The following is a 14713-nucleotide window of genomic DNA, read 5'->3' as shown; positions in this document are numbered from 1 at the left end:
ACTTTCTATTTCCAATATTGCGTGGAATAGTAATGAGGATGAAGATATCATTGTGTTGCTTAATAAACTTGGCATTCGTGGACTAGAAATTGCCCCTACTAAATTTTGGCAACGTCCATTAGATTGCGAAACTAACGAATTACTACAATTTAAGCAATATTGGGAACAAAGAAATATTCATTTAATTGCTATGCAATCATTATTATTTGGACAGCATGGGTTGGCTTTGTTTCCAGATGTTGAATCTCGTAATAAGCTAAAAGATTATGTAATTGGTATAATGGGCTTGGCGGGTAAAATAGGTGTTAAAGCACTAGTATTTGGATCTCCTAAAAACCGACTTTCCAATGGTCTATCTAAAAATGAGCAACTGGACATTGCTATTCCATTTTTTGCGGAACTTGCTGAGGCTGCTGTTACAGAAAATGTAACCTTGTGTATAGAGCCCAATCCCTCTCAATATGGTTGTGATTTCATTACAAATAGTGAAGAAGGTTTACAACTGGTTCGGGAAGTCAACCATCCTGGTTTTCAATTGCATCTGGATGCGGGTGCTCTTACTTTAAATAACGAGGATGTTTCTTCAACTATTGAAAAAAGTATGCCTTATTTAAGTCATTTCCATATTAGCGAACCCTATCTTAATAAGGTCGGGGGCAAGGACAGTGTTTCAACGCATAGGGAAATAGCAGAGGTTCTCAAAGAAACAGGCTATAGAAATTGGGTTTCTATTGAAATGAAAAATGGGGACAATCCGAATGTAGCTAATGTTGAACAAGCTCTAATATACGCTTCAGAAATTTACGCTTAATAAGGAGAATATCCCGCCAATGAATGTAATTGAAAATAAAAATTGGGAAATTCCTAATTTTGAGCTTAAAGAATTTAAGTCGAAAAATAGTAAATACTGTGTATGTATTCCTGTTATTAACGAAGGAATAAAAATTCAAAAACAACTTAACAAGTTAAAATCACTTGCAGAAACTGTTGATATTATTATTCTAGACGGTGGGAGCACCGATGGTTCCTTAGATGAATCATTTCTTTTAGATAATCATGTAAGAGCTATTCTAGTTAAAAAAGATAAGGGTAAATTAAGTGCACAACTACGGATGGGATTCGCTTACGCATTACAAGAACAATATGAGGGCATCATTACTGTGGATGGGAATAATAAAGATAGCGTTGAGTCAATTCCTGAGTTCATTCAGAAACTTGACGAAGGGTATGATTTTATTCAAGGTTCAAGGTATGTACCAGGAGGTAAGGAAATAAATACTCCTATCTCTAGAAAACTTGCTATTAAACTTATTCATGCACCGTTTATATCACTAGTTGCAGGATATCATTATACAGACACTACCAATGGATTTAGGGCCCATTCTGCTCGGTTTTTAAAAGATCCCCATTTACATCCTTTTAGAGATGTTTTTGAGACTTACGAGCTTTTGGGCTATTTGTCAGTTAAAGCGCCCAAATTAGGCTATAAAGTCACGGAGATTCCAGTTGAACGCTCATATCCAAAGGGAAAGATACCTACTAAGATTAGTCCATTGCGAGGGAATATGCTGCTTATTAAAATATTGTTAAACTTATATTTGGGCAAATATGATTCCAAAAATAATCTGAAAGCAATTAAGGAGGAGCAATGAAAGGTATAATACTTGCTGGTGGTACAGGCTCACGTCTCTACCCCTTAACTAAAGTAACAAATAAGCATTTATTACCCGTTGGTAAGTACCCAATGATTTTCCATTCTGTATCCAAGCTCAAGCAAGCTGACATACACGATATCCTTATCGTTACAGGTAAAGAGCATATGGGAGATGTCGTTAACCTTCTTGGTAGCGGTCGTGAAATGGGCGTAACATTCACTTATAAAGTTCAGGACGAAGCAGGTGGGATCGCACAAGCCCTTGATCTGGCTGAACAATTTGTAGGCGATGATCAAATGGTCGTTATTTTGGGCGATAATGTATTTGAAGATGACATTGCACCATTTGTGGACAATTTCCGTAATCAAATCACGGGGGCGAAGATCCTTCTTCAACAGGTACAAGATCCACACCGTTTTGGAGTGGCTGAGCTTCAAGGGGAGCGGATTGTATCCATTGAAGAAAAACCTAAAGAACCAAAAAGTGATTATGCCGTAACAGGCATTTATATGTTCGATCATAGTGTGTTTGAAATTGTAAAAACGCTTGAACCTTCTGCTCGTGGAGAACTTGAGATCACTGACGTTAACAATGCATATATTGCTAATGGAACATTGACGTATGATGTCCTTCAAGGATGGTGGACGGACGCGGGAACTCACCCATCACTTGCGCGTGCTAATGAATTGGCCAAGGATATCGTGTTTGGCGAAGAGTTTGGAAAGCTAAAGCTTTAAAATAAAGGGAGGATGCGGACGAATGAAGGTAATCCCTTTGAAACTGGAAGGTGCAAAAATCATTGAACCAGTGGTTCATGGTGATCACCGTGGTTTTTTTATGGAAAGTTACAATGAACAGATCATGAAAGAAAACGGTATTAATTATGCTTTTATTCAGGATAATCAGTCTTTATCTGTAGAAACTGGCGTGATTCGTGGTTTGCATTACCAGCTTAATCCTAAAGCACAGACTAAACTCATTCGTGTGATTTCTGGAGCCATATACGATGTTATTTTGGATATTCGTAAAAGTTCCCCGACATTCGGTCAATGGGTTGGAGTGATTTTAAGCGAGCATAATAGACGTCAGTTACTGGTGCCTAAAGGCTTTGCTCATGGATTCTGTACGCTTGTTCCCAATACCCAGGTGCTGTATAAGGTAGACGAATATTATTCACCTGAAAATGATCGCGGTATCCTGTGGAATGATCCTGCACTGGGAATTGACTGGCCGACTTCTCATGCTATTCTTTCGGAGAAGGATCAGAAGCATCCAGTACTAGCCGATGCAGACATTAATTTTGATTAAAGAATTAGTCACAATTATATAGACAATTGAACTAATAATAAACTCATCTTTGTTCGTTATTAGCTCAAAAGCATATGTTGTATGTATTAAAGCACGTTTTAGGAGGTCTTTATGAAACTTCTTGTCACCGGCGGTGCCGGGTTTATTGGCAGTAACTTTGTATTGTACATGTTAAAGCAGCACCCAGATTACGAAATTGTGAATATAGATGCGCTTACGTATGCAGGTAACCTGGAAAACTTGAAATCCATCGAAACTCACCCCAAACATACCTTCGTGAAAGCAGATATTACCGACGCACAAGCGATTGACCAGTTGATGCAGCAGGGAATTGACGTGGTGGTGAATTTTGCAGCGGAGTCACATGTGGATCGAAGTATTTTGGAACCGGAAGTGTTTGTGAAAACAAACGTATTGGGTACGCAAGTGCTACTGGACGCAGCCAAGAAATATAACGTGACCAAGTTTGTACAGGTATCAACAGATGAGGTGTATGGCTCTCTGGGTGAAACTGGCTTGTTTACGGAGGAAACTCCACTGCAACCTAATAGTCCTTACTCTGCGTCCAAGGCAGGCGGCGATTTGTTGGTTCGTGCATATCATGAGACCTTTGGTCTACCCGTGAATATCACACGTTGTTCCAACAACTATGGCCCGTACCAGTTCCCGGAAAAGCTGATACCGCTTATGATCTCACGTGCGTTGAGCGACCAACAGCTTCCTGTGTACGGAGATGGCTTGAACATCCGCGACTGGTTGTATGTAGAGGATCATTGCAGCGCAATTGATCTGGTCATTCATCAGGGGAAGCTGGGTGAAGTATACAATATCGGGGGAAATAACGAGCGGACAAATGTGCATATCGTCAAAACGGTATTGGAGGAGCTGGGCAAGCCAGAATCTCTAATTTCGTATGTACAGGATCGTCCAGGACATGACCGTCGTTACGGTATTGACCCAACCAAAACCATGAACGAGTTGGGCTGGAAGCCAAAACACTCTTTTGAAACGGGCATTAAAGAAACGATTCGTTGGTACTTGGACAACAAAGAATGGTGGACTCGTATTCAGTCCGGCGAATACCAACAATATTATACTAAGCAGTATGGTTCCCGCTTGGGGGATGCTTAAAGATGAAGGTACTGGTTACTGGAGCATCCGGTCAACTCGGTAAAGACGTAGTAAAGGTTTTTCAGGAGCAAGGACATGATGTCCTTGGATACGATCGGGAACAGCTGGATATAACGAATTTGGAGCAAGCTGTGAAGAGCGTAGGACAATACCAACCTGACGCTGTCATCCATTGTGCAGCGTATACGGCAGTGGATGCAGCGGAGTCCGATGTAGACGGGGCTTATCAAGTAAATGCGGCAGGAACACGTAATATGGCACTGGCCGCAGAAAAAGCAGGAGCCAAGCTGGTTTATATCAGCACAGATTACGTGTTCGATGGAACAGCGGAGAACCCTTACCATGAGTATGATAATACGAATCCGCAGAGCATCTACGGAAAGTCCAAACGGGCGGGCGAGATATTGACCAAGACGCTTTCCTCCAGGTACTTTATTGTTCGTACATCTTGGGTGTATGGACTGCATGGTAATAATTTTGTTAAAACGATGTTGAAGCTTGGGCAGGAAAAACCACAACTTCAGGTTGTGAACGACCAGAAGGGTTCACCTACCTATACGGTGGATTTGGCCCGCTTTTTAGCGGAGTTGGTTCAAACTGAGAAGTACGGCGTATACCATGCTTCCAACAGCGGCGCCTGTACCTGGTATGAATTTACGCAAGCTATCTTGCAGGATGCGGCGGAAATATTAGGTGCCAAGATCACAGCAAAACTGGAGCCATGCAGCACGGAGCAATTCCCTAGACCAGCAGCTCGTCCACGTAATTCCGTGATGGAACATATTGCGATCCGAACAAATGGGCTGAATGATTTGCGTGCTTGGCGTGAGGGACTGCGAGATTTTTTAAAAGAATATCTAGCAAGTTCGAGCAAGTAAAGGTACACTAACCTACAGCGATCTCCCATCATGTTATGATTGGGAGATTTTATTATGTAGACACATATGTCGATTAAGTTCAATAAGTATTATAATTAGTTCAATCATTTTTCAGCTATAAGGAGGGCATCATTCTGAACAGGCCCAGTGTGCAAATTTTATTATCTACATATAATGGAGCAGTTTATTTAGAGGAACAAATTGAAAGCTTGTTAAATCAAAAAGATGTAGATTTTCAGATTCTAATTCGTGATGATGGTTCTACGGATAGTACAGTCGTAAAGTTGAATGCCCTGAAGCAGAAACATCCCCACCAAATCATTTTATGTCCTGAAATCAACAAAGGGGTTATTGAAAGTTTCTTTAATCTGGTTCAAAGATCGTCTGAGACTTTCGACTATTACGCGTTCTGTGATCAGGACGATGTGTGGATGCCGAACAAGCTTGCCCAAGCTGTATCTCTTCTTAATGAAAGAGAGGAGGGCCAACCGTTGATGTACTGTTCTGCCACGCAAATGGTTTCTCACACGTTGGAACCTCTTAAGGTATGGCCAGCAGATATTCCTAAACCTTTGTCTTTTTATAATGCTTTAATTGAGAATGTATGTGTAGGTTGTACCATGGTGATCAACAAAGAAGCACTCCAATTAGTGAAGAAGAGAATTCCGGCTTCTTTTAAAAACATTATAATGCATGACTGGTGGATTTACTTATGTGTATCTTCTTTGGGTGAGGTTGTGTTCGACCCTAATCCCTCCATTTTATATCGGCAGCATCAAAATAATGTGCTTGGGGGCTCTACGGATGGATGGACAAGCAAGTGGAGGAAAAGGCTAAACAGATTTGTAAAAGGAAAAAATCGCTATATTCTAAGCAAACAAGCCCGGCAGTTCATTCAACTGTATGGACAAGATTTGTCTCCTCGTATGTATAAAGATATTGATCAGTTCCTGAACAGCTATCAAAAAGGGATATTTTCCCGTATGAAATATATATGGCATTCTCCATTTTATAGACAGTCACGAATGGACAACTGGATTTATAAGCTAGTTTTCGTACTGGGTAAATTATAGAAACATGAATAAAACGTCTGCAACTTTTTTCCATCTAGAAGCGTCAAATGATAAAAGATAAAGAGGATGATTAGATAGATTCGGTTGATTATAAAAGCCTTAAGACTATTTCAACAAAACATCATCGAATACATGTTCCTTTATGGAAAAATATAGTATAATTGAAGGGTGCAACCGATATAGGCTGACAAGGGCGGTCGGCTAACTCTCCCGAGGAGGGGGGTGAAGCCTGTGACAGTGTTTGAGGCGCTCAGTTTAATGCTGACGTTCGGGGCGTTGATCGTCACACTGTTAGAGTTTAACAAACGAAAATAGACCGCCCCCGAAAGGAAGGGTCTATTTTCGGCCTGATGTTCCAAAACCGTCCGCTCTTGGAGCGTTGGTTGCGCAGGGGCTGGCTGGCACCAGCCCTTTTTCCATGTATATCTTACCACGATGATTTTTATACCTCAAGAATTTTGCAAAATCCTGCTAACGGTGCAAGGCTACAGGTTATGTGCTTTTTTGCGCCCCGTTACCTGTGGGGTATGCTATAATAGTCGATAGTAGAACAGATTACTGAATTTGTCAGGAGCGTTTTAAATATGGATGTAAGCATACTGGTCGTCAACTATAATACATGCCGTTTGACGCTGGATTGTTTGCAGTCGGTGTATGCGTCAGAGACGCAATATCGATATGAAGTGATTGTTATCGACAATCACTCCAATGATGGGTCTGTGGAAGCCATTCGTGCTGCATATCCGGAGATTACGTTGATTGCCAATGAGGATAACACAGGTTTTGCCAAGGCAAACAATCAGGGCATCGAGGTAGCGGGCGGGCGTTACGTATTGTTGTTGAATTCCGATACGCTGGTGCAGCCGGACACGCTGGATACGATGATTCGGTTCATGGATACGCATCCGGAGATGGGAGCATCGGGCTGCAAGGTTATTTTGCCAGATGGTTCGCTGGATAAGGCTTGTAAGCGTGGGTTTCCTACGCCTTCTGCATCCTTTTACTACGCCTTCGGCTGGTCGAAGCGTTACCCGGATAACCCGAAGTACAATCAATACCAGCTCGGGCATTTAAGCCCGGATGATGAGTATCCAGTGGATGTGCTGGTGGGTGCTTTTATGCTGGTGCGTCGGGAGACGATTGAACAGGTCGGCGGCTTGGACGAAACCTTTTTCATGTATGGTGAGGACATTGACTGGTGTTACCGGATTAAGCAAGCGGGGTGGGGCATTTACTACTACCCGCGCACATATATTATTCATATCAAAGGGGGCAGCGCTCGCCGTCGTCCTTTGAAAATTATTTACGAGTTTCATAGAGCCATGTGGGTCTTCCACCGCAAGCATTATAAACAGCAGTATAGCTGGATCACGAACATGGCTGTCTATGCGGGAATTACGGTGAAATTCGGAATGGCCTTTTTGAAAAACAAGCTCACTGCACCGGCCAAGCCGGACAGTGGCGAACAATCTCGTACTGAGGTGAAAGCATGATACGCAGAAATCAACGTTTTTTAACCCAATTGTATATTGTGGCGGATTTCGCGGTCATTCAGTTATCCTTTCTGATCGCCTGGTTCTTCAAATTTGAAAGTGAATGGATTGCCTATCAAGAGCCGCTTCCTATTCAAGTATATGGAGGCTGGAGCTTAATCTACGGTCTGATTGCCGTGGTGCTGGGGATGTTATTCTCTCTTTATTCACCCAAACGCAAAAAACGGTTTGCAGAAGACGTATTTCGCGTCACCCAGATTCATATTGTTGGTCTATTCGTGCTGTTGAGTGTCATGTTTTTTGTGAAGCAAATCGACATTTCGCGGTCCTATCTGGCGATCTATATGATTGGGAACGTACTGCTTATTTTGTTTTATCGATATGTTCTGAAACAGGTACTGAAAGCTCTCCGCCAAAAAGGGTACAATAAGCAATTCATGCTCATTCTCGGGGCGGGTACTCTGGGCCAACGCTTTTATCATAATCTTGGACAGTATCCTGATCTGGGATATGAAGTGGTGGGTTTTCTCGATGATAAACGCCACTGGGATGAAGAGGAAGAAGCGAATTTTCGTCCAATTCTTGGCGGTTTGGACCAGCTAGAAGCTACGCTGTCACGTATGATGATTGACGAGGTCATTTTGGCTCTTCCGCTGGATGCGCATGATAAGTACCCCAAGATTATCAATATGTGTGAAAAGGCTGGAGTACGCACGCTCATTATCCCTGACTTTTTCGACTATCTGCCAGCTCGACCGTATTTTGATAACTTTGCAGGTATGCCAATGATTAATGTACGGGATATTCCGCTGGATGTGGCGGGGAACCGATTGTTTAAGCGTTCGTTCGATATTCTGTTCTCATTGTTCGCTATTATTCTAACTTCCCCGGTTATGCTGGCAGTGGCGATTGGCGTGATGACGACATCGAGAGGCCCGGTCATTTTTAAGCAGGAGCGGGTGGGCTTGAATCGGCGTACCTTTATGATGTACAAATTCCGCTCAATGAAGGTACTGCCACCCGGGACTGACGATACAGGCTGGACGACGGCCAATGACCCTCGGCGTACTCGCTTTGGCACCTTTATTCGTAAAACGAGTCTCGACGAGCTGCCGCAATTTTTTAATGTGCTACTAGGAGATATGAGCGTCGTGGGTCCTCGCCCGGAGCGCCCGTATTACGTGGATCAGTTCCGCGAGGAGATTCCAAAATATATGGTGAAGCACCATGTTCGTCCTGGTATTACAGGCTGGGCACAGAGCAACGGGCTTCGTGGTGACACGTCCATTGAGGAACGGATTAAGCATGATATTTTCTATATTGAGAATTGGTCGCTCTTATTCGATATTAAAATTATTTTCCGCACCATCCGTAACGGCTTCAAGAATGCGTATTAATTCAGGATTCACCCTTCGGTTCAGCCGGAGGGTGTTTTTGTGTCTGGAAGTTGTTTTGAGTGAGAACGGAGTGTTCCCATCGAATACGAACATTGACACCTTTTGAGCACTGTCATAGACTTAGCATAGAACGCTTTTGGATATTGGAATCTGGCTAGACCGGTTCGTGGCAAAAGCACAATGGATGCTGGAGGAATGTGTGTTGGCAGATTCGATTCAATTATGGAGGCATGTATTTAAGCTGGACCCTGACAAGGAACTGGACGATGAGGGGCTGGATGCCGTGTGTATGTCTGGTACGGATGCCATAATGGTAGGAGGCTCGTCGGGCGTTACCTATGAAAATACGGTGGATTTGCTGTCGCGGGTTCGGCGTTATGAGGTGCCGTGTGTACTTGAAGTGTCCGATCTGGAGGCTGTGGTGCCTGGGTTTGATCTGTATATGATTCCAATGGTGCTTAATACCACGGACAGTAATTGGATCGTAGGACAGCACCAGCGTGCGATTAAGCAGTTTGGTTATATGATCCCTTGGGATTTAATTGTGACAGAAGGATATATAGTTTTGAATGGTGATTCTACGGTGGCCAAGCTTACCGGAGCGGATGCATCACTCGATGCTTCGTCTGCCGCTTCATATGCACAGGTTGCTGACAAGCTCATGCATCTGCCGATTGTATATGTGGAGTATAGCGGTGCCTTTGGAGATATGGAACTGGTACAAAAAATACATCGCAGTACAGAGCGCGCCCGTGTCCTATATGGAGGGGGTATCGTGGATAAATCTACCGCGTTACAAGCGGCTGCCGTTTGTGACACCATTGTAGTAGGGAATATCATTTATCGTGACTTGGCGAAAGCGCTGGAAACGGTAGCTGTGAAATTGGAAGTATAGAACTTGATTTTATGGAAGTTTGCAGAAAGGAGCATGCACGCATGCAATCAATAGATATACACGAGGCTGTAGCCCGCCTCAATCCGCCTCAGCGTCAGGCAGTGGAGGCGACAGACGGACCCCTGCTGATTATGGCTGGCGCGGGTAGCGGCAAGACCCGGGTGCTCACGCACCGGATTGCCTACCTCATCGCGACCCGCAAGACGGCTCCATGGGGCATTTTGGCAATTACCTTTACGAACAAGGCCGCGCGTGAAATGCAGGATCGCGTATCCAAGCTGATTGGCCCGCAGGGGAGAGATGTGTGGGTATCCACCTTTCACTCCATGTGTGTGCGTATTTTGCGCCGAGATATCGAGCGGATTGGATTTACCTCCAATTTCAGCATTCTCGATTCTACAGATCAGTTGTCTGTCATTCGGAGCTGCATGAAGGATCTGAACATAGACACCAAAAAGTTCGAACCCAAAGCGGTTCAGTCCATGATGAGCACAGCTAAAAATGAACTGGTCACTCCTGAAATGTATGAGCGCAAGATTGGCGACTATTTTGAGGGAATTGTGGCGAAGGTATACACCAAATACCAACAACGTCTCAAAAACAACAACTCTCTGGATTTTGATGATCTGATTATGGCAACCATTCAACTATTTAAAGAAGTACCTGAAGTGCTGGACTTCTATCAGAAGAAATTTCAATACATTCATGTCGATGAATATCAGGATACGAACCGTGCACAGTATATGCTGTGTAAAATGTTGGCTGACAAGCATCACCGGATTTGCGTAGTAGGTGACAGTGATCAGTCCATCTATCGTTGGCGCGGGGCGGATATCAGCAACATTTTGAACTTTGAAGAGGACTACCCGGAAGCACGTACCATTTTGCTGGAGCAAAACTATCGGTCAACCTCGAATATTCTGAATGCTGCCAATGAAGTGATTGGACTAAATACAGGCCGCAAGCCGAAGAAGCTATGGACCGACAAAGAAGGCGGGGCCAAGATTAAAGTTTACCGGGCTGACTCGGAGCATGATGAGGGCTATTTTATCGCCTCGGAAATTCATAAAAATATCAATGCAGGCAAAACCTATAGCCATCATGCTATTTTGTATCGTACCAATGCTCAGTCACGGGTTGTCGAGGAAATTTTGATCAAATCAGATATTCCATACCAGATCGTTGGCGGCATCAAGTTCTATGATCGCAAAGAGATTAAGGACTTACTGGCGTATCTTCGTCTGCTCTCCAATCCTGATGACGATATCAGCTTGATCCGAATCATTAATGTGCCAAAACGGAGTATCGGGGATACAACGGTCGGTAAATTGCAGGCAGCCGCAGCGGAGCGTGGAGTTTCTATTTTCCGTGTGTTGCAGGTGGTAGACGATTTGGGCTTTGCCGGACGTACACGTAATGCGCTTGTCGAGTTTTACGACATGATCGAAGGCTTGAGTCGGATGGTGGACTATCTGTCGGTTACCGAGTTAACGGAAAAAATGCTAGAAACCAGCCAATATCGACTGGAACTGCAAAACGAGAATACGCTCGAATCACGCTCACGTTTGGAGAATATTGATGAGTTCCTGTCGGTAACGATGGAATTTGAAAAAGGAGCGGAGGACAAGTCACTCGTCTCCTTCCTGACCGATCTTGCTCTTATCGCGGATATTGATTCCATGAATGACGATGAAGAGGAACAAAGAGATGCTGTTGTATTGATGACTATGCATAGCGCAAAAGGACTGGAGTTCCCAATCGTTTTTATTGTCGGTATGGAGGAGGGGGTATTCCCTCACAGTCGGGCCTTTTTGGACAATGAAGAGCTGGAGGAAGAGCGGAGGCTGGCCTATGTCGGGATTACTCGTGCAGAGGAGCAACTATTCCTTACATGCGCACAGATGCGCACGCTGTTTGGTCGTACCACCGCTAATCCACCGTCCCGCTTTCTTGAAGAGATTCCGGATGAGCTCAAAGAGGATACGATCATCAAGCGTGACCGCTATCGCCGCTCAGGAAGTGTAGGCGGCTCCTATGGCGGACGTGGGCTGGGTAAAACCAGCGGCAGTAACTTTGGTGGAGAGCGTTCCCTTGATACGATGAGCCGTAGTGGTTCGTCCGCTTCCGCGTCGCCCCGCGTAACCGTAACGACATTTTCATCCGCGAAACCAACTCCGGCTACTTCGGCAGGAGGCCCCTCCATTTTTGTTGCCGGAGACAAGGTACAGCATGGCAAGTGGGGAATTGGGACCATTGTAGCTGTAAAAGGTACAGGCAATGATATGGAGCTTCAGATCGCTTTCCCGGCTCCGGTAGGAGTTAAACGCCTGCTGGCTGGCTTTGCACCTATTACAAAAGTAGAATAAATCTCAAACATCATTAAATCTCGAACCTCACGGCGGCAGCTTGGTTTAGGCCTCTGCCCTGATGAAGTTCCCGGAGGGATACGCCTGCATGAACCCAATGCACAGGATGGAGCAGCTTGTTGCTGAACTGAACACATATAACTATCATTATTACACACTGGATGAGCCCAAGATCAGCGACAAAGAATATGATGTGCTTTATGACGAACTGGTAACGCTTGAAAAGACGAGCGGTCTTGTGCTGCCGGATTCGCCGACACAGCGTGTAGGCGGGGAGTTACTCAAAGGCTTCACACCGCATCGCCACCTCGCCCCATTATGGAGCTTGGATAAAGCACAGAATGTGGAGCAGCTGCGTGCCTGGAACGCGCGTGTCGTGAAGCTGGTCAACGATTACAACACCAAGAACCCAGAGCAGCCTTTACCGCCTCCGGGATATGCGATAGAGCTTAAATTTGATGGACTGACGCTGAACCTGACTTATACCGACGGGAAGCTGGTACAGGCTTCTACACGCGGCAATGGCGTGGTGGGCGAGGGAATACTGGCACAGGTGAAGACCATTAAATCTGTGCCGCTTACGATTCCTTTTCAGGATGGGACCATTGAAGTACAGGGAGAAGGCATTATGAATCTGTCTGTGCTGGCGAAATATAATGAGACCGCTGTGGACCCTCTTAAAAATGCACGCAATGCCGCAGCTGGCGCTCTGCGTAATTTGAATCCCAAAGCGACAGCAGAGCGGCGGCTGAATGCATTCTTCTACAATGTGGGGTACGCGGACCGCATCCAGTTTAGTAGCCACCAGGAGATGATGACGTTCCTGCGTGACAATCATTTTAAGGTGAATCCGTATCTGACTTACTTTGACGATTTTGATGATGCTATGGAACAACTGACTGATATCGAAGAGTCTCGTGCCGGACTGGATTATCTCATTGACGGGGCGGTACTCAAAATTACGGATATGCGCACACGTGAGGTTCTCGGCTATACCGATAAATTTCCGCGCTGGGCAGTGGCATATAAGTTCGAGGCGGAGGAAACGACCACGGTGCTTAACGCTGTTGAGTGGAATGTAGGTCGTACGGGTAAAATTACTCCACTGGCAAGGGTAGAACCGGTAGAACTGGCGGGAGTAACCGTACAAAATTGTACACTGAACAATGCTGGGGATATCGAGCGAAAAAATCTGAAGTTCTCTTTGGGTGCTCGTGTATTTATCCGTCGTTCGAATGATGTCATCCCGGAAATTTTGGGAAAAGTTACGTCTGAGAATGACGGAGAGGAAATTATCGTACCGGATCATTGTCCAGCCTGTGGATTCCCATTGCAGCAGCGAGGGGCTCATTTATTCTGCGATAATAAGCTGGGGTGTAAGCCGCAGATTGTGGCTCGTATTTCCCATTTTGCGTCACGTGATGCCATGGATATTGAAACCTTCAGCGACAAAACAGCAATCCAACTGCATGACGAATTGGAAGTGCGCGAGCCTGCGGATCTGTATAAACTCCAATTTGATGATCTTGTGAAGCTGGAGCGATTTGGTGAGAAAAAAGCCAATAACCTTTTGGCAGCGCTTGAGAAGAGTAAAGAAAGGGATTTGGCATCATTCCTTTATGCCCTCGGTATACCCAATACAGGTAAAGCGACGACGCGCATGTTGGCTGACCATTACCGTGATTTGCACAAGGTCATGTCCGCTACAGTGGAGGAATTGATAGAATTGCCGGATGTAGGCGGGATTGTAGCTGAAAGTATTGTTGCCTTCTTTGCTGATCCATTTACCCAATCAGGGATTGAAAAGATGTTATCCCTAGGGGTGAAGGCTAAGACGCCCGAAGCTCGACAGGAGAAGAAGACAGACAGCTTTTTCAGTGGCAAAACGGTTGTGCTTACAGGTACCTTGCATCAGCTTACGCGTGATGAAGCTGCTTCCAAGCTGGAGGCACTCGGGGCCCATGTGACAGGGTCTGTATCGAAAAAGACGGATCTAGTCATAGCTGGTGAAAAGGCGGGCAGTAAACTAGCCAAGGCCCAACAGCTCGGAATTGATACCATAGAAGATGAGGATGAATTCATCAGACTGCTGGAGCAAGAATAATTCGTTTGCAAGAGTACAGCCATTCCGCTCTATTGCGGGGTGGCTGTTTTGTTATCTACTGTTTAAAGTAGGAGGTATTATAGCTGTGGAAAAAGAAATTAAAAAAATGCTTGCTAAATAACTTTAGGCATGTTACATTATTAGACGTTGCTTTGAGAATAACATTTCTCGAAGTGGAGGATGCTAAAAGAAAATCAAAAAAAGATTTGACAAGAAAGCAACCGACATGATATGATCTAATTCCTGACTCGTTGAAGAAACGAGGACAGACAAGTTCTTTGAAAACTGAACAAATGGATGATGAAAATAAAGATTTCTTCTTTATATTAAAGAAGAATCGCTAGCATTAAAAATGAGCGAATCGCTCTTTCTATAAACCAGCTTCGGTTGGTCTTTAATGGAGAGTTTGATCC

13 protein-coding genes are annotated in these 14713 nt (G+C 44.6%); all 13 read left to right on the top strand.

Annotation, left to right across the window (positions count from 1 at the left end; all coding sequences use genetic code 11):
* Window positions 1-811: sugar phosphate isomerase/epimerase family protein (locus tag C1I60_RS03190; RefSeq protein WP_212734422.1), on the top strand; the 811-nt coding region annotated here is incomplete at its 5' end.
* A gap of 19 nt (window positions 812-830) precedes the next feature.
* On the top strand, window positions 831-1652 hold the full coding sequence (locus C1I60_RS03185; protein WP_137060454.1) for a glycosyltransferase family 2 protein: 822 nt from the start codon (window positions 831-833) through the stop codon (window positions 1650-1652).
* Window positions 1649-2392, top strand: a complete 744-nt coding sequence (locus C1I60_RS03180; protein WP_137060453.1) for a sugar phosphate nucleotidyltransferase — start codon at window positions 1649-1651, stop codon at window positions 2390-2392. The genes C1I60_RS03185 and C1I60_RS03180 overlap by 4 nt, the downstream gene beginning before the upstream one ends.
* Window positions 2393-2414: 22 nt before the next feature.
* Entirely contained in the window at window positions 2415-2963 is a 549-nt protein-coding gene (gene rfbC / locus C1I60_RS03175) for a dTDP-4-dehydrorhamnose 3,5-epimerase (RefSeq protein ID WP_137060452.1), read from the top strand.
* Window positions 2964-3074: 111 nt separating this feature from the next.
* Entirely contained in the window at window positions 3075-4094 is a 1020-nt protein-coding gene (rfbB, locus tag C1I60_RS03170; protein WP_137060451.1) for a dTDP-glucose 4,6-dehydratase, read from the top strand.
* 2 nt (window positions 4095-4096) lie between these two features.
* Complete coding sequence (gene rfbD / locus C1I60_RS03165) at window positions 4097-4972, top strand: dTDP-4-dehydrorhamnose reductase (RefSeq protein WP_137060450.1); 876 nt, start codon at window positions 4097-4099, stop codon at window positions 4970-4972.
* Window positions 4973-5121: 149 nt separating this feature from the next.
* On the top strand, window positions 5122-6045 hold the full coding sequence (locus C1I60_RS03160) for a glycosyltransferase family 2 protein (protein ID WP_252361540.1): 924 nt from the start codon (window positions 5122-5124) through the stop codon (window positions 6043-6045).
* A gap of 222 nt (window positions 6046-6267) precedes the next feature.
* Entirely contained in the window at window positions 6268-6360 is a 93-nt protein-coding gene (locus C1I60_RS25135; protein ID WP_219727884.1) for a putative holin-like toxin, read from the top strand.
* 269 nt (window positions 6361-6629) lie between these two features.
* Window positions 6630-7538, top strand: coding sequence for a glycosyltransferase family 2 protein (locus tag C1I60_RS03155; RefSeq protein WP_137060448.1), 909 nt, complete (start codon window positions 6630-6632; stop codon window positions 7536-7538).
* Window positions 7535-8935 (top strand): undecaprenyl-phosphate glucose phosphotransferase, encoded by a 1401-nt coding sequence (locus C1I60_RS03150; RefSeq protein WP_137060447.1) that lies wholly within the window; start codon window positions 7535-7537, stop codon window positions 8933-8935. The genes C1I60_RS03155 and C1I60_RS03150 overlap by 4 nt, the downstream gene beginning before the upstream one ends.
* A 202-nt stretch (window positions 8936-9137) precedes the next feature.
* Entirely contained in the window at window positions 9138-9830 is a 693-nt protein-coding gene (pcrB, locus tag C1I60_RS03145; protein ID WP_491844688.1) for a heptaprenylglyceryl phosphate synthase, read from the top strand.
* A gap of 41 nt (window positions 9831-9871) precedes the next feature.
* Entirely contained in the window at window positions 9872-12196 is a 2325-nt protein-coding gene (gene pcrA / locus C1I60_RS03140; protein WP_137060446.1) for a DNA helicase PcrA, read from the top strand.
* A gap of 88 nt (window positions 12197-12284) precedes the next feature.
* Window positions 12285-14300 carry an NAD-dependent DNA ligase LigA gene (gene ligA / locus C1I60_RS03135; protein ID WP_137060445.1) on the top strand — a complete coding sequence of 672 codons (2016 nt, stop codon included), beginning with the start codon at window positions 12285-12287 and terminating at the stop codon, window positions 14298-14300.
* Window positions 14301-14713: the final 413 nt, after the last annotated feature.

The sequence above is a fragment of the Paenibacillus terrae genome, assembly GCF_005217525.1.
GTDB lineage: Bacteria > Bacillota > Bacilli > Paenibacillales > Paenibacillaceae > Paenibacillus > Paenibacillus terrae_C.
The sequence above is the reverse complement of the archived record's forward strand: the minus strand, read 5'-3'. Positions and strand labels throughout refer to the sequence as shown.